Source organism: Ancylomarina sp. YFZ004 (assembly GCF_054254355.1).
Genome location: NZ_JBTCHQ010000001.1, coordinates 452,429 through 470,105, shown reverse-complemented (window position 1 = coordinate 470,105; position 17,677 = coordinate 452,429). Strand labels below are relative to the sequence as shown.

Sequence of the window (17,677 nt, the reverse complement as noted above, 5' to 3'; positions counted from 1 at the left end):
ACAGTTTTAGCATCTATCGATGGCTTCTGAAATGGTTTCCTCTGTGGCACAGAGTGAAAATCGAATGTATTTTTTTCCTTCTTGTCCGAATACGATACCAGGTGTAGCGAACACATTTTTATTGTAGAGTAGATGATCAGAAAAAGCTTCTCCTGAATCAAACTGATCTGGGATTCTAGCCCAAACAAACATCCCTACACTATTCTTTTTGTAATGACAGTTAAGCTTATCGGCCAGCTTCCAAACTAAATCTCTGCGCTTTTTGTAGCTTATATTTAGCTCTTTATACCAGCTTGAATCCAATGCTAAAGCTTTACTTGCTGCCAGTTGTATGGGTTTATACATACCCGAATCGAAATTGCTTTTCACTTTTAAGACGTGATTGATGTTTTTTTCCGATCCGCAAAGCATGCCTACTCTAAAGCCAGCCATATTATGAGATTTACTCAAGGAATTCATTTCCAAAACATATTCACTGGCGCCTTCAACCTGTAGCAAACTCTCTGGTTTGTCATTTAATATCAAACTGTATGGGTTATCATTAACGACAAGAATATTCTTCTTTTTAGCCAGATCAACCAGTTGTTTGAAGATTTCCATATTCCCATTTGCACCTGTTGGCATATGAGGGTAGTTGGTCCAGATCAAACGACAAGATTCATCACATAGTGATTCAATCTCTTCCATATCGGGTAACCAATTGTTTTCTTCTTTTAGGTTATAAAACTTGAGGTTTATATTTAAAAGTTTGGCTGCCGATAAATAAGCAGGGTAACACGGATTCGGAACAAGAACTGTCTCTCCAGGATTGCAAAAAGCCATTGAAACGTGCATAATTCCTTCTTTTGAACCCATTAGTGGCAAAATCTGATTAGTAGGATTTAAATTCACATCATATATCGACTTGTACCAGTTTGCAATTTCCTGACGAAATGACTCTAGTCCTCTGTACGATTGATAATGGTTGCTTCCCGTTTGGTCACAAGCATGTACCAGTTCTTTTTTCACATCTGGGTGAGGTGGCATATCAGGACTACCAATACCTAAATTGATAATGTCGGCTCCATCTTCTTTGAGTTGAGCAACTTCAGCCAATTTTTTGGAGAAGTAATATTCTTCAACTTGCGATAATCTATTGGCTGTTCTAATTGTCATGGTGATGTATTTTTGAGTAAGATTGATTGCCATTGGTGTATTCCCCAAGGATTTCAAGTCTATCTAGTTTTTCACTAATCTCAGCTAACATGTTTTTATACTGTGCTTTATCCTTGAACAGAATGTCCAGATAAAACTGATAATGCCAGGGTTCACCTAATAAAGGGACTGATTCAATTTTGCTTAAATCGATTTGATGTGATGCAATAATTGAAAGTATCTCAGCCAAACTTCCTTGGTGATTATCAAGAACCAAAGCCATAGATGCTTTATTGCTAGCTTGTTTTTTCCACTTCTCATTGTTTCTTAATATCAAGAAGCGAGTGTAATTTTTTCGATTGGTTTCAATGCTTTCAGCTAATACCTCTAAATCGTAATATTCTGCTGCCAAAAGGCTACCAATTGCTCCGATATTAGTTGAATTATTTTCCTTTATCTCCCTCATGCTTAGAGCTGTGTCAACTGATTCCATCAGCTGTACATTTGGGTATTGCTTAAAAAACTTTCGTGACTGATTAATTGCCATATAATGAGAGCGAACTTCCTTTAGATCTTCAATCTTACTGCCTTTTTTTGCAACTAAGTTTTGTCTGATTCTGAGATATTCTTCACCACAAACCACTAGCTTGTGCTCACGAATTAAGTTAAGGTTAGCATGAATAGTTCCCGAAATGGTGTTTTCAACGGCCATAATACCATAATCGCACTCCCCATTTTTTACTGACTCTGCCAAGTCTGAAAAATGAAGTTTTGGCAATATGTCAATATCAATTCCGAAATAATTTCGAGCTGCCACTTCGTGGAATGCACCTTTTACACCTTGTATTGCTATTTGCATTGAGAATAGATTCTGATGGTTGTTTTTTTAATTTTGGCTAATAAAAAAAGCGTCTCGAGGATATCCCCGAGACGCTTGTACATTTTTCTGTTATTTTTCAGTTCAGATAATGCCATACAGTCTCGGGATGCTTCTATAATAGAAGAACCAGAAATAAAAGAAACAGTTATATGACATTGTTATATTCATCGTGTTGTATTGAAAATTTGAGCTAAAAAAAAGGCTTCGCATTTTGCGAAGCCTTGAAAATATTTTGTTTTAATATTTACATATCAGGTTCCGCTCTATCATTTGATAAAGTAAAAATAGAACCAGAAATATGAATTTAATACAGTCATGTTGTCTTATTTGTTGGACGCAATGTAGGAGGGTTTTTTTTATCATCCAAGAAAATAATGGAATTAATTTATGAAAACGTTTGCAGTTGTAAGCGGAATAAAACTGCAGACAGGTTTGATAGCTTACTTATATTTAGGTGTTTATGTATTCATTTGAATTTCATAAAGCATATGGTCGGGATATCTCTTTAAAATTATATAAATTAGAGCTCTTACAAAAGAAAGACTTGCTGTCCCTAAAAATTACGAATGAACGAATCAGTTTTAAATGCTTTAATGAAATTGTTTGCCATCATTGTTGATGAGCAAAAAAGTGGTTTTGAATTGGCTGCACGCGATGTGGTTTTTCAATATCTTGAAAATCGATTCACAAAAGAGTGGCAAGAGCGCTATTTAAATGATTTTGATACCTATTTAAAAGACTCCTATTACGATAACGGAAGTCAAGATTACATACAAACCAAACACAAACAGTTAGATGAAGTTTGTGTTAAGCTATTGGAAGAAGTTGATCAGGAACAAAAAGTTTGGATCATGCTTCAATTGCTTGAATTCATTGATGATTCCGAGTTTTCAGGCGAAGAGGTATTAGAGTTTGTTCATACTGTAGCTATCTCCTTTAAAATTTCAGATGAAGAGTTTGAATATTCACAAAAATTTATTCTGGGAGACGAGTATTCTATTCCTTTCAATGAGCACTTACTTTTGATCGATTCGAATGAGGATTTTGTAGATGATCAAGTCAGACATATCTATGAACCTAAATTACGTGGTCGGGTTTTTGTCCTTCGTATAGAGAGTACTAAAACCTATTTAATCAAATACTTCGGTGAGTATAATCTCTTCTTGAATGGGCATAATATCAAGGTTGATAGAAGCTATTTGATCACTTTTGGTTCGGTTATTCGTTCGCCTCGTATCGATCCTATCTATTATTCTCAAATTGTTGCTGAGTTTATTGAATTTAAAAATCGTTCACAGATTAATCTTGTTGCTAAGGATATTGAGTTCAAGTTTAAGGGGACTGATAATGGTGTTCACCCATTTAGTTTTAAAGGAGAATCTGGTCAGTTGATCGGGATCATGGGGGGAAGTGGTACAGGAAAATCAACTCTTCTGAATGTTCTCAATGGTAATTTACCTTTGAATACCGGGAATATCTGGATCAATGGATACGATATACATACTCAGAAAGAAAAGCTAGCTGGTGTGATTGGTTATGTGCCTCAGGATGATTTATTGCTTGAGGAATTAACTGTTGTTGAGAATTTATATTATAATGCCAAACTCTGTTTCGATAAGTTTTCTGAAGAGGATATTCTTGATGTTATTGAGGATACACTTGAGAAATTCGATTTAATTGAGGCCAGAGATTTAAAGGTAGGCGATCCTATCAATAAAATATTGAGTGGTGGTCAGCGTAAGCGTTTGAATATCGCTCTGGAAATGATGCGACGCCCATCCATATTATTTGTTGATGAGCCAACTTCAGGCCTGTCGAGTATGGACTCGGAGAAAGTGATGCTTTTGCTGAAGCGTCAGACTCTTAAAGGCCGTTTGGTCATGTGTAACATTCATCAACCTTCTTCAGATATTTTCAAGTTGCTTGATGTTCTGATTATTATGGATCAGGGAGGGCGCGTGATTTATTCGGGTAATCCTATTGAAGCCATCGTTTATTTCAAGACTCTAAGCCACTACGTAAATGCGGAAGAGAGCGAGTGTGTTACTTGTGGTAATGTGGGTTCTGAGCAAATTCTTAGAATCATCGAGACGAAGATGATGAACGAATATGGAAAACAGATTCGTAAGCGAAAAAGAGGAGCTGAAGAATGGTATGCTTATTATAAAGAGAAAATTGAGAGTAAGAAATCAATTGAGACGCCTAAAAAGGAAACGGCACTTCCAGAGAATTATTTTCAGATTCCTCAACGCTATCAGCAGTTGAGAATTTATTTGTCGCGAGATATCAATGCCAAATTGAGTAATATTCAATATATGATGATTACACTTTTTGAGGCACCTATATTGGCCTTGATATTGGGCTATTTTACCAAATATATTAGTGGATCTTTAACTGATCCGAATGCCTATTTATTCGCAAAGAATGAGAATCTACCCTCTTATATTTTTATGGCTGTGGTCGTTGCCCTATTTTTAGGTTTGATCATTTCTGCTGAGGAAATATTGCACGATAGGCGGATTATAAAACGTGAATCATTCTTGAACTTGAGCCGATGGAGTTATATCAATTCCAAAGTGTTAGTTATGCTGGGTATTTCAGCCATTCAAAGCTTGTTCTTTGTTTTAATAGCCAATTCTATCTTAGAGATAAAAGGCCTGAATTTAGAATATTGGCTGATGTTGTACACGGTTTCAGCTTGTGCAAATCTTATTGGTTTAAATTTATCTGCTTCATTAAATTCGGTGGTGGCTGTATATGTTTCAATACCATTTATTCTTGTTCCTCAGTTGCTATTTTCAGGGGTAATTGTGAATTATAACAAATTGCATCCGAGTATCACGACACAACAATATGTGCCTATTTGTGGAGATATGATGACATCCAGATGGGCTTATGAGGCTTTGATGGTTGAGCAATTTAGCAAGAATGATTTTCAGGAACAGTTCTTTGATCTTGAGAAGCAGATGAGTGATGCTTCTTATAAGGCTTCATTTTTGATTCCAGAATTATCTCAACGTTATCAGGAATTGGTTCGTCATGGAAAAATGAATGTTGGAGTGGGGATAAATCTTCTTCAATCCGAATTTTTGAAACTTTCTGAAATAGAAATGCAACCCAAAGATATTTCGATTGCCAATGCTGATTCTGTGAACCAATGGCTCGATGATTTACAACAAATTTTCTGGAGTCGATATTCTCGAGCATCCACTGAGCGAGATAATGCTTACAATGATTTGCTTAAGGTCTATGGTAGTTCAGATGAGCTCTTTGCTTTTAAACAGCGTTACCATAACGAGGCTATCGAGCAGGTTGTGCTTAATAAAAGAGACTTGAATAAGTTTACTGAGTATAAGGGGAAATTGGTTCAGTTAAAAGATCCAATATTTAAATCACCGGAACATAAAGTGGGACGAGCACATTTTTATGCAGCTGAAAAGCGTTTAGGGAATTATTTGATTGAAACTTTTTGGTTCAATTTGGGCTTTATTTGGCTGACAACTGCTTTCTTTTACATGACCTTATATTTTGATTTTTTCAGAAGATTCTTTGTTCATGCAGAGCGATTGTGGCTGAAAGTTATGCCACATGGTGACTTTGTAATTCGATTGAAGAGACTTTAATTTTTGATTTATATGATATAAAAAAAGCACTGCTTTCTCTTATTTGAGTAGCAGTGCTTTTCTGTTTTGTATCTCAGATTTTATTTGAGTTTCTCTATAAAGTCCTTTGCCTCATTTTTTTCTAGAGCTTTAATAAAAGCGGTACCTACAATGGCGCCATTACCGTAATGAGAGGCATATTCGAAACTCTCTTTGTTATTTATTCCAAAGCCAATAAGGCTAGGAGTTTCAATTTCTTTGATTCGATTGAAATAGGCCTTTTGTTCTTCGTCAAGTTTCATGCTTCCGCCTGTAGTTGCTGATGATGAAACCAAATAAAGAAAACCTTGTGTGGCAGCAATTAGTTTTTGAAGACGATTTTCATTCGTTTCAGGACAAGCCAGTAGGACATTATAGATACCATATGCTTCAAAATCGGACTTGTAATGAGACTCGAATTCTTCTAAAGGTAGATCTGGAACGATTAAGCCATCTATGCCAACCTTTTTACAATCTTTTAGGAATTGATCAACACCGTAACGATATATTGTATTCCAGTAACCCATAAGGATTAGAGGCATACTTACTGTCTGACGCACATCTTTAAGTTGTTCAAAAAGTAAACGCAGATTCATGCCATTGTCAAGTGCTCTTTTGGCTGCAGCTTGAATAGCTGGCCCATCTGCTAAAGGATCAGAAAAAGGAATGCCAATTTCGACCATGTTTACGCCAGCGGTTTGTAGCAATTCCAAATTTGGAACCGTATCGTTTAAGTTGGGATATCCAGCAGGAAAATAGATGGATAGGATATCTTGTTTTTTATTTTGGAATAAGTTGTCTATTCTATTCATGGGGTGATGTGTTGATCTGTTAATGAGATGATGTGTTAGATTTATAAAATCAAAATTCATAAATTGTTCATATAGGTTTCCATATCCTTATCACCACGACCTGATACAATGACAACTACAATGTCGTCCTTTTTAAATTGTATTTTGTCGAGAGCAGCAAGCGCATGAGCTGATTCCAGGGCTGGGATAATACCTTCGTTCAGAGCCAAAACCTTCGCTGCATTAAGAGCGTCATCATCAGTAGCACTGATGTAATTAACACGACCTATTTCAGCCAAGTGAGCATGAATAGGCCCCACACCTGGATAGTCCAAACCTGCTGAAATAGAATAAGGTTCAATAATTTGTCCATCATCATCTTGCATTAATAGGGTTTTACTTCCATGTATAAATCCTGTGGTTCCAATGCTTATCGTTGCAGCAGTTTCATCGGTATAAATTCCTTTTCCTGATGCTTCTACGGCGATCAAATTGACTGCTTCTTTATCGAGGTAATGATAAAATGCACCAGCGGCATTACTACCACCTCCCACACAGGCAACCACATAGTCTGGATTTGGATTTCCTTGCTCTTTTATCAGCTGTTCTTTAATTTCCTCCGAAATAATCGATTGTAAACGACTCACCATATCAGGATAAGGATGAGGACCAACTACAGATCCGATCAGGTAGAAGGAGTGAGGATTGGCAATCCAATCACGAATAGCTTCATTGGTCGCATCTTTTAGGGTTTGATTACCTGAGGTAGAAGGAATAACTGTGGCACCCAACATTTTCATACGAGCTACATTTGGAGCTTGTCTTTCCACATCAAGTGCACCCATATGAACCACACATTCTAGCCCGAAAAGAGCACAAACAGTTGCTGTAGCAACCCCATGTTGTCCTGCTCCTGTTTCAGCAATTATTCTTTTCTTTCCCAGGCGTTTTGCCACAAGAATCTGTCCAATTGTGTTATTGATTTTATGTGCACCTGTATGGTTCAAATCCTCACGTTTCAAATAAATTTGAGTTTGATATTGTGCTGATAAGTTAGTGGCGTACGTCAGTGGCGTTGGTCGACCCACATAGTTGTCGAGTAAGCGTGCATACTCTGTTTTGAAATCTTCCGATTCCAATATATCTAAATAGGTGTTTTCGAGTTCATCGATATTTCTACGCAAAAGCTCGGGGATGTATGCTCCTCCAAATTTGCCGTAAAAGCCTTTATTGTCTGCTTGATAATTCATGATATGTTGATTTGTCGGTTGCTGAGCGTAGCCGAAGTATGATGTGTTGATTGAGTGGATGTGATGATGTGTTGATTGAAAATTATCCCGAAGGGATTAAATTGATCTTCAGACAAACACCTTACTCGGTAGTAATCTTTTTTAGCTTTTTGCTGAATGTTTCGATTAAGTCGATATTCTTTAAACCAGGTTCATCTTCAAAACCTGAATTGATGTCGATGGCAAAAAATTGAGGGTGATTAAAGTTTTGTAATCGGTTGACATCCTCTGGTTTTATGCCTCCACTTAAAAAGAAGGGTTTATTACCCTGATATTTATCAAGCAGAGTCCAATCGAACTTTTGACCGCTTCCCCCATAATTTTTTGAAGATGTATCGAATAAAAAGTAATCTACGACGGACTCATAAGCTTTCAATTGACTGAAATCGAATTCTTCATCCATTTGAAAGGCTTTGATGATTCCAAAGCCCATCTTTTTCAAGTCCTGACAAAAATCTGGTGTTTCATCACCATGACATTGAATGTAGTCGAAGTCTGAGTCGTAATCTTTCAAAGTCCATAAGATATCTTCAGATCGGGCATTCACAAATACGGCTATCTTTTTGATATGATTTGGGATGGCCTTAATTATCTCTTTGCTTAGTGTACCAGCAACGTATCGTTTGGATCGTTCAAAGAAGATAAAGCCCATAAAATCGATATCAATTTTAGCAATACGCTCTATATTTTCCGGAGTTTTAAGTCCGCATACTTTTAGTTTCATCTTGATTGTTATTAGAAGCTTAGATTTTGAATTAATTCAGAACAGCCTTTGCCGGGATCTTCCTGTTTCATAAAATGTTCGCCAATGAGAAAGGCTTGAAATCCATTCGATTTTAGATAATTGATATCATCAATTCCTTTGATTCCACTTTCAGCAACTTTTACGAAGTGGCTAGGGATTTGTTCTGATAACTTGATTGAATGCTTAAGATCTACAGAGAAATCTTTCAAATTCCGATTATTAATTCCAACCAAATCGACAAAGGGATTGATGTGCTTCAATTCAGATTCATCATGAATTTCAAGAAGAACTTCCATACCCAAACTTTTTGCCAGTTGGCTCATATTCTCAACTTCCTCAGGAGTAAGAATTGCTGCTATTAAGAGCATTAAATCAGCCCCCATAGCCTTAGTTTGATAGATTTGGTAAGGATGAATGATGAAATCTTTTCGAAGAAGTGGTATGCTCAAGCTTTCTCGTGCTATTTCAAAATCAGTCTCATGAGCTCCAAAAAAATCCGTGTCGCTCAGTACTGAAACAACAGAAACTTTGGCTTTCTGATAGGATTGAACAATGGTTCTAATATCAGCATCAGTATTAATAGATCCTTTTTTAGGTGATTGTCTTTTAAACTCAGAGATAATACCCGAACTATTATCAGTTGTTATAGCAGCTTTAGCTGAATAACAAGTGCGCAAAAAGTGCTTCGCTTGTTTCAAATCATCAATAGAATATTGACTTTGGAGCAGCTCAACTTCTTTATGTTTTTGTTCGACTATGGTGCATAGTATATCGTGCATGACTTTTTCTTAAATAGTTCCTTTTACAAGTTTGTTAAGTGCCATAAGAGCTTTACCAGATTCCAGGGAAACTCTAGCTCTATCAATAGCATCTTCTCTTGAAATTTCTGGATGAAGACAGTGAATTGCAATTCCAGCATTGGCAATACTTACGGAATTCTGAGCATCACTTCCTTTTCCTTTTAGAATGTTAACAAAAAGGTCAGCTGCTTCTTTAACTGATTCTCCGCCATAAAGCTCTTCAGGAGCTAGGGTTCGGAATCCTAAATCATGTGGACTAAGAATTTCTTCTCGTTCGTTTGAAATAATTTTAACCTTGTCAGTTAAAGCAATCTCGTCGTAACCATCAATATTGTGTAGGATAGAATAACGGGTTTCCGTTTCTTGAAGTACATATTGATAGAGACGTGCTAATTCAAGACTATAGACACCTACAATCTGATTTTTAGGCTGAGATGGATTTACTAGTGGGCCTAACATATTGAAGAAAGTTCTGATGCCCAGATTTCTTCGAATTGATGCTATATTTTTCATGGCTGGATTAAAATGAGGTGCATGTAAAAAACAGATGCCTGATCGTTCTAAATCTTCTTTCAATTCACTTTCAGTATCTTTGAATTCATATCCCAAGTATTCGATAACATTGGATGATCCACAAAAAGAAGAAACACTGTAGTTGCCATGCTTACTGACCATATCGCCTGATCCAGCCACAATAAATGAAGCCAAAGTCGAGATGTTAAACGTGTTTTTTGTATCACCGCCTGTACCACATAGATCAATGCAATTGTAATCACTCAGATCAACAGGAATACCCATCTTCAAAAGAGCACTTCTAAATCCACTTAGTTCATCTACGCTTATGCTTCGCATTTGAAATACGGTCAGAAAGGCTATGATCTGAGCTTCATTGTATTCTCCTTCGGTAATTTGTATCAGAACTTCCTCAGCTTCTTGTTTCGTGAGTGTTTTATATTCGAATAAATGATGTAGTATATTTTTCATCGGTTTATATTTTTTTCAATTTGATATGAATTGTTAGAATATATTTTCTCATTAATCCTCTTTTAACCAATTCATAATCATTTGTAAGCCCTGAGGTGTAAGGATAGATTCAGGATGAAATTGAATCCCCTCTACATCGTATTCTTTGTGTCTTAAGCCCATGATCATATTGTCTTCATCCTTACAAGTCACTTCTAAGCAATCAGGTAAGTCCGTCTCTGACACATTCCATGAATGATAGCGTCCCGCCTTAAACTCAGCAGGAATTCCATTTAGAATTTTAGAGTTTTCGCTGCATCGATTTATGTCGGATGCTATACCGTGGTATACCTTTGAAGGGTTTTCAAGTTCAGCTCCAAAAACTTCAGCTATGGCTTGATGGCCTAAACAAATCCCTAGGATTGATTTTGAAGGCGCATATTTTTTAATCAGTGCTTTTAGAATTCCAGCTTCTTCAGGAATTCCTGGACCTGGTGAAAGGAGAATCTTATCGTATTTTTCGATCTCGTGCAATTCAATTTCTCTATTGCGATGAATCTCTATTTCGCCAGGATTGAGTTGGCGTAAATATTCTACCAAATTGTAGGTGAATGAATCGTAATTATCTAGAACAAGTATTTTCATGATGTTGATGTGCTAATTTGAAGATGTGTTGATGTGCTAATGTGATGTTCCGATAGCTATCGGAATGAAGATGTGTTGATGTGCTTCCGAAGCAGATGACTGACAACACCTTCTTTATTTACCTATGTTTTCTGCTATTATTAATGCTTTTCTTAGCGCAGCTAGCTTATTGTCAACTTCATTTAGTTCACTTTTAGGGACTGATTTTTCAACCACACCTGCACCTGCCTGATAATATAAATTGTTATCCTTACTAAGGAAAGTTCGAATCATGATAGCCTGATTCACTTCACCGTTAAAACCAATTGAACCAATACAACCACCATAAAATCCACGACTCGTGGGTTCATATTTATCGATGAGTTCCATCGCTTTATACTTTGGTGCTCCAGATAAAGTACCAGCAGGAAAGGTATTCCCGATTAAATCGAAAGTGTTGTAATCCTTGGGTAGTTCCCCTGAAACCTTCGATACCAAATGAATGACATGAGAATAGAATTGGACTTCACGGAAGGTTTCGATTTTAATATTAGTTGCATTCCGACTCAGGTCGTTTCTAGCCAAATCGACAAGCATGACGTGTTCGCTTTGCTCTTTTTCATCGGCTTCTAGTTGTTTCGCCAATTCAATATCTTGTAAAGCATCACCCGATCGCCGAAAAGTTCCAGCAATAGGATGAATGTAAGCCTTGTTGTTTTTCACTTCAATTTGTGCTTCGGGAGATGAACCCATAATTCGAAATGAACCGCAATCGAAATAGAATAAATAGGGTGATGGATTTACAGATCGAAGGGCTCTGTAGAGATTGAAATCATCACCTTGATAGCCTTGTGAAAAAGACCGTGAAAGAACAATTTGGAAAACATCGCCACGTCGGCAATGCTGGATGCCTTTTTCTACCATGTCAAGATAATCCTGATCGCTCATATTGGTTTTCTCTTCCTCATGTTTCAATGAGAAACTAAAACTTGGAATATTGTGATTACGAAGTAAGTCTTCAATCTCTTTAATTCTTGAGTCTTCACCATTCTGAGTCAGCTCAACTATGGTAAGCGTATTATTAAAATGATTGACCTCGATAATGAAACGATAAAGAGAATAGGAGAGTTGTGGAATTTTCACACCAGCTTTTTTAATAAAATTCAAGCTTTCGAATCCAGGTACTGCATCGAAAGAGGTGTAGCCAAATAAAGCATTTGCCTTATTGATCTCATCTTTGTCTTCAAGATCAAATTGTTTCACAAAGGATTCTAACTGATTTGCTAAGAAGCCAACTGGTTGATCTTTGATACTGGTTTCTTTCCTATCAGCTCCAATACTTTCAATAAGCAAATTGTCTTTTAAACAAATGTTAGCTATCGGCTCAAGTGCAATGAAAGAGCTTGCATTTTCAGGACTGTGATAGTCTGAGCTCTCAAGAAGTATACTTTGAGGAAATCGATCTCTAAGTTTCAGATACATGCTTACTGGTGTAATAACATCGGCAAGCATTTCTTTTTTATAATGTTTGAATTTGATCATCGCTTTGAAAATTGGGTAAAAAAAAAGCGACCTACTGAATAATCAGTAGGTCGCTTGATGCTGTTTTTTATCTTTATTTAAAGACTTAAAGTTTGCATATAGGGCGGACGTTTCTGCTCAGGGTATATGAGAGATTAGTATTATGCCACCACCAAAATTTGCAAACAGAAGCGTTCATGGTTTTTTCTTATTAGATTTTCACAAATGTATCGAATTTTAAAAGTAAAATCCAAATGGTTTTTGGTTAATAGTTAAACGTTTCTATCTAAATAAGATTATAATAGGCAGATAATCAGCATTTATAGTTTTAAATATCATGTGAAAAAAAAGATTTTGCAATCTGTCTGAGGTTGTATTCTGATGCCATTACTTCCCCATATGCACCTGTTGAACGAATTGCTATTAGATCATTTCTCTTCGTTTTTGGCAAGGAAACAGCTTTGCCAAAGCAATCTGATGATTCACAAATAGGACCAACCACATCGTATTTTTCTGACAGATCTGTTGAACTTAAATTCTCAATTTTATGGAATGCCTGATAGAGAGCCGGACGTAACAATTCAGTCATACCTGCATCTAGAATTGCAAACTTGGTATTGATGCCATTTTTCACATACAGCACGCGCGAAATTAAGCTCCCACACTGTCCAACTATTGATCTCCCTAATTCAAAATGAACCTCTTGATTTGCTTTTAGATTCAGAAATTCATTGAATAGTGCGAAATAATTTTTAAAATCAGGTACAGGTTCTTCATCAGGCTTATGATAGTTGATGCCAAAACCACCTCCAACATTAATATGATCGACAATAATTTGATGATCTAGAAACCAATCTTGAATTTCGTTGATACGCAAGCAAAGACTCTTAAAAACACTCAAGTCTACAATTTGAGAGCCAATATGGAAATGTAATCCAATCAGGTTAAGATTCTCAGAATTCTCTAATAAACGGAGTATTTCTTCGAATTCCCAAGGATTAATTCCGAACTTATTTTCAGCTATACCCGTTGTGATGTAATGATGTGTGTTGGCATTAACATTAGGGTTAATACGCAAGGCAATGTTCGCTACCTTGTTTTTTGACTTGGCTATTTCATCTATCACTTCAATTTCAGGAATAGACTCGCAGTTGAAACAAAAAATATTGGCATCGAGAGCCATTTTAATTTCTTTATCTGATTTGCCCACACCAGCATAGACAATTTTATTTGTAGAGAAGCTATTCCCCAATGATCTTTTTATCTCGTTACCACTGACACAATCAGCTCCAAATCCATAAGTCTGTATAAGTGATAGTATTCTTGGATTTGCGTTGGCTTTTATGGCATAATGAACGTGATAATTGTATTGCTCAGCCTCTTTTTTGATGCTATCTAATGTACTCTCAAGTAGCTCCAAATCGTAATAATAAAATGGCGTTTCTTGTGAATTTAAATAATCGTATGTCGTTGAATTAATCATATTTTTTCGAAGTTTAGAAGTTGATTCAATAAGTAAACAATTGCATTTTCTAGATGAATAGTTTGTTCAGTGATTTTAAGGCTTCAACCTTATTCTCTTGATCAACTAATACTGAAATGTTGTGACTGCTTCCTCCGTAAGAAATCATTCTTAGTGGCGTTTTCTCTAAGGCTTCCAGAACTAATTTTGCAGAACCTGCTGCTTCAGATATGAAGTCACCAACAATGCATATAATGGATTGATTTGTGTCTATTTCAACGATCCCAAACTTTTTGAGTTCCTGTTCAATTTCTTTAAGTCGACTGGTATCATCAATTGTTAGAGATACAGCGACTTCTGAGGTGGTAATCATATCAATAGGAGTCTTGTAAATCTCGAAAACTTCAAATATTTTTCTTAGGAATCCATAGGCTAAAAGCATACGTCCCGATTTAATTTTCACGGCTGTAATACCATCTTTTGCAGCAACGGCTTTAATACGCTTGCGCTCTAATTTATTTGATATAAGAGTCCCTTCATCACTTGGACTTAAGGTATTTTTAAGACGAACAGGAATATTGCCCAATTGGCAAGGCAATACACTGGCAGGGTGCATGATTTTTGCACCAAAATATGCCAATTCGGCTGCTTCGTCGAAAGATAATTCACTAATAGCCTGTGTCTGATCTACAAAACGAGGATCGTTGTTATGAAAGCCATCAATATCCGTCCAGATTTGAACTTCATCAGCAGAAATAGCAACACCTATAAGCGAAGCAGAATAGTCACTACCTCCTCTGTGTAGGTTGTCAACCTCACCGTACGCATTCCTACAAATATAGCCTTGAGTTATAAATAGCTTGTTTTGTGGATTTTGACTGACTTCTCTTTTTAGGTTTTCCTGGATGTAATAACTATCGGGTTCGCCATCCTTATCAATCCTCATGAAGTTAAGAGCTGGAAGTAGGACTGAATCAATATTATTTTCGGAAAGATAATAATGAAACATGGCCGTAGAAATTAATTCACCTTGAGCTAGGACAGCTTTTTCTTGAAGCTGAGTAAAAGTTTTGTGTACAAAGTTGCGGATGTAAACGAAATGTGAATTGATCAATTCATGCCCCTTATCAAGATATTCAGAACTTGTATAAAGCTCATTGACTCTTGAAATATAGCTTTGTTCTAAATCTTCAATTCTATTAATCGCATTCTCGTCATCTCCTTTATATAGCAGTTCCGTAATTTCAACCAATGCGTTTGTTGTACCTGCCATAGCAGATAATACGACAATACATGATTCTTCATTTTGTACAATTTGGGCTAGGTTTTGAATTCGTTGTGGAGTACCAACGGAGGTGCCGCCAAATTTTAGGATTTTCATGGTTTTTGTTTTGTAATAGTTAGAAAATTTAAACCTAAGCTTGTTTTGATTTATGGTTACCTTAAGATTAAACTTTAATTCGTTCAGAAATTTTCACAAAAAAAGCCTGCAGAATTTCTGCAGGCTTTTTAGATATTTTAAAGCTTCACATAATTCCACATGGATACTAACTCAATAGTGTTTATTGTGTTTTATCTGTTTATTTAATGTGGTCAATATCATATTCATTTTTCTAATTTTATAGGTGCAAATATGATGAAAATATTGAAATGAAAAAACAAAATCGATTAAAATTTCACAATTAAATGTTTATTTCACGTATTGTTTAAATCTCAACAGGGTTGAAGTGTGCCTCTGTATAGCCTTGTTATACATGAAAGTCTTTAGTTTTGTAGAGTTGGTGATCCGAAAATGAGATACTTACGGTGGGAGCGAAGAGGGGTGTGGAATAAATGATTTAGTGGTTGATGTGAAATTCCTATAAAAAGGAAAAACTCAGGTCCCCACCTGAGTTTTCTTACTAACCTAAATCTTAACCTATGAAAAATTGACCAAGCTCTTTTGGAGTTGAGCTTAGAACTAAGTTTGGATTGTTAGTTTGTTTCAACATTACAAACATAGCTGTTTCTTTAGTTAAGGGTAGTCAACACGAGTTAAAGAAGCTTAAGCTTTCTATTCAAATGATGTTTTGACATGATGATTCAAAAACTTAAGAAAGATCGATACAATAAATTGATATTTGGATATAGCTGATGTGAGATTCTTATAAAAAGAAAAAACTCAGGTCCCCACCTGAGTTTTCTTACTAACCTAAATCTAACCTATGAAAAAAATTGACCAAGCTCTTTTGGAGTTGAGCTTAGAACTAACTTTGGATTGTTAGTTTGTTTCAACATTACAAATATAGCTGTTTCTTTAGTTAAGGGTAGTCAATGCAAGTTAAAGAAGGTTAAGCTTTCTATTCATATGATGTTTTGACATGATGAATCAAATACTTAAGAAGGATCGATACAATAAATTGATATTTGGATAGTGCTGATGTGAGATTCTTATAAAAAGAAAAAACTCAGGTCCCCACCTGAGTTTTCTTACTAACCTAAATCTAACCTATGAAAAACTTGCTGAACTTTTTGGAGTTGGTCCAGCTCTAATTATGAAATAATTAGTCTTGTTTCTACACTACAAATATAGATGATTCTTTAGTTAAGGCTAGTCAATACAAGTTAAAGAAGGTTAAGATTATTATTTTATGAAGTTTGAAATGTAGGTTCAAGATGTTTAAAACTAGATAGGTTCAATAAATTGATATTCGGATAGTGGTGATTTGAGATTCTTATAAAAAGAAAAAACTCAGGTCCCCACCTGAGTTTTCTTACTAACCTAAATCTAACCTATGAAAAAATTGACTAAGCTTTTTTTAGAGTTGAGCTTAGAACTAACTTTGGATTGTTAGTTTGTTTCAACAATACAAACATAGAGATTTCTTTAGTTAAGGGTAGTCAATACAAGTTAAAGAAGGTTAAGCTTTATTTTGATGAGTCTTTTTTTAAGATAAGGAGTCAATAATTAATATCTGGAGTGAAGAGGATGTTAGATTGGTATAAATGAAAAAACTCAGGTCCCCACCTGAGTTTTTCTTACTAACCTAAATCTAACCTATGAAAACGACCAAACTCATGTGATTCAGAGTTTAGAATTGATCTTAGAAATCAATTTTGTTTTACTATTACAAACATACAGCTTTAATCTATTTTGAAAAAAAAAACTAAGTTAAAGAAGGTTAAAAATGCATGAGTTGAATGAATCATAACTGCTTTATAACCAATGTAATTTAATGTTAAATATTAGGTTGAATGCTCTGGAAAGCCTCGTTTTATTAGTGAAGAGGGTATTTTAATTTTGCGTAGAGATCTATGGTTTTCTAAATGTTCCCACTCCCGTTATAATAGCTTTAGCCATTTTCTCTTCATCGCTTCCTTCAGATTGTGAAAGGTGATACATCGAGTGAATAACCACACCAATATCATCAACTTCTACACGTCCTGTCCAGCAGGCAAGTGAGCCATATTGACCAAAATCAACCATAAAGGCAATAACGTTATCTTTAAAACGTCCAATGATTTCAAATTTCTCTTCAAAATTTGGAAGTCCGATTCCAGTTTGGAAAGTTCCTGTGATGTTCTGACCATCAATACTTAAATTCATTTCAGAATTATACTGATTTCGCCAGCGTCCGTTTAAATTTATGTTCATAGGGCAGTTTTTTTATATCAGAAACATTTCTTAGAAAGCCTTGTTTCTTGATGGTGTAAGTAAAAAGAACCAATATTTTAAATTAATATAGTCGAAATAAGTGATTTTTACAAGATTTCTAGACATTGAAAATATGTTTTTTTGGAATTCATGCTATCTTTGCAAATTCGAATATTAGTATTGATCTGCAGAT

General features: G+C 35.6%; 13 protein-coding genes. 1 reads left to right on the top strand and 12 read right to left on the bottom strand.

The features are described 5' to 3' along the window. Positions 1–6 precede the first annotated feature (6 nt). Entirely contained in the window at positions 7–1,155 is a 1,149-nt protein-coding gene (locus ACXR6G_RS01910) for a pyridoxal phosphate-dependent aminotransferase (RefSeq protein ID WP_458359708.1), read from the bottom strand. Continuing rightward, positions 1,145–1,993 (bottom strand): prephenate dehydratase, encoded by an 849-nt coding sequence (locus ACXR6G_RS01905; RefSeq protein ID WP_458359707.1) that lies wholly within the window; start codon positions 1,991–1,993, stop codon positions 1,145–1,147. The genes ACXR6G_RS01910 and ACXR6G_RS01905 overlap by 11 nt, the downstream gene beginning before the upstream one ends. Positions 1,994–2,580: 587 nt before the next feature. Here ACXR6G_RS01905 and ACXR6G_RS01900 point away from each other — a divergent pair. After that, the gene (locus tag ACXR6G_RS01900; RefSeq protein ID WP_458359706.1) at positions 2,581–5,637 is read left to right on the top strand and encodes an ATP-binding cassette domain-containing protein; all 3,057 of its coding nucleotides are present in this window, start codon (positions 2,581–2,583) and stop codon (positions 5,635–5,637) included. Between the two features lie 80 nt (positions 5,638–5,717). Here the strand turns inward: ACXR6G_RS01900 and trpA are convergent, their stop codons facing one another. The 10 genes from trpA to ACXR6G_RS01850 form a co-directional block, all read right to left on the bottom strand. Beyond that, positions 5,718–6,467 carry a tryptophan synthase subunit alpha gene (gene trpA, locus ACXR6G_RS01895; RefSeq protein WP_458359705.1) on the bottom strand — a complete coding sequence of 250 codons (750 nt, stop codon included), beginning with the start codon at positions 6,465–6,467 and terminating at the stop codon, positions 5,718–5,720. A 56-nt stretch (positions 6,468–6,523) separates the two neighbouring features. Beyond that, a complete protein-coding gene (trpB, locus tag ACXR6G_RS01890; protein ID WP_458359704.1) occupies positions 6,524–7,696 on the bottom strand; it encodes a tryptophan synthase subunit beta in 1,173 nt (390 codons plus the stop codon). 121 nt (positions 7,697–7,817) lie between these two features. Then, positions 7,818–8,459 carry a phosphoribosylanthranilate isomerase gene (locus ACXR6G_RS01885; protein ID WP_458359703.1) on the bottom strand — a complete coding sequence of 214 codons (642 nt, stop codon included), beginning with the start codon at positions 8,457–8,459 and terminating at the stop codon, positions 7,818–7,820. An 11-nt stretch (positions 8,460–8,470) separates the two neighbouring features. After that, positions 8,471–9,259: an indole-3-glycerol phosphate synthase TrpC gene (gene trpC, locus ACXR6G_RS01880; protein ID WP_458359702.1), complete on the bottom strand. Its 789-nt coding sequence runs from the start codon at positions 9,257–9,259 to the stop codon at positions 8,471–8,473. Positions 9,260–9,268: 9 nt separating this feature from the next. Next, complete coding sequence (gene trpD, locus ACXR6G_RS01875) at positions 9,269–10,264, bottom strand: anthranilate phosphoribosyltransferase (RefSeq protein ID WP_458359701.1); 996 nt, start codon at positions 10,262–10,264, stop codon at positions 9,269–9,271. 51 nt (positions 10,265–10,315) lie between these two features. After that, a complete protein-coding gene (locus ACXR6G_RS01870) occupies positions 10,316–10,888 on the bottom strand; it encodes an anthranilate synthase component II (RefSeq protein WP_458359700.1) in 573 nt (190 codons plus the stop codon). A 114-nt stretch (positions 10,889–11,002) separates the two neighbouring features. After that, positions 11,003–12,409, bottom strand: coding sequence for an anthranilate synthase component I family protein (locus ACXR6G_RS01865; protein ID WP_458359699.1), 1,407 nt, complete (start codon positions 12,407–12,409; stop codon positions 11,003–11,005). Positions 12,410–12,716: 307 nt separating this feature from the next. Further along, entirely contained in the window at positions 12,717–13,871 is a 1,155-nt protein-coding gene (lysA, locus tag ACXR6G_RS01860; RefSeq protein ID WP_458359698.1) for a diaminopimelate decarboxylase, read from the bottom strand. A gap of 49 nt (positions 13,872–13,920) precedes the next feature. Continuing rightward, positions 13,921–15,231: an aspartate kinase gene (locus tag ACXR6G_RS01855; protein WP_458359697.1), complete on the bottom strand. Its 1,311-nt coding sequence runs from the start codon at positions 15,229–15,231 to the stop codon at positions 13,921–13,923. A gap of 1,911 nt (positions 15,232–17,142) precedes the next feature. Further along, positions 17,143–17,484, bottom strand: coding sequence for an avidin/streptavidin family protein (locus ACXR6G_RS01850; protein ID WP_458359696.1), 342 nt, complete (start codon positions 17,482–17,484; stop codon positions 17,143–17,145). Positions 17,485–17,677 lie beyond the last annotated feature (193 nt).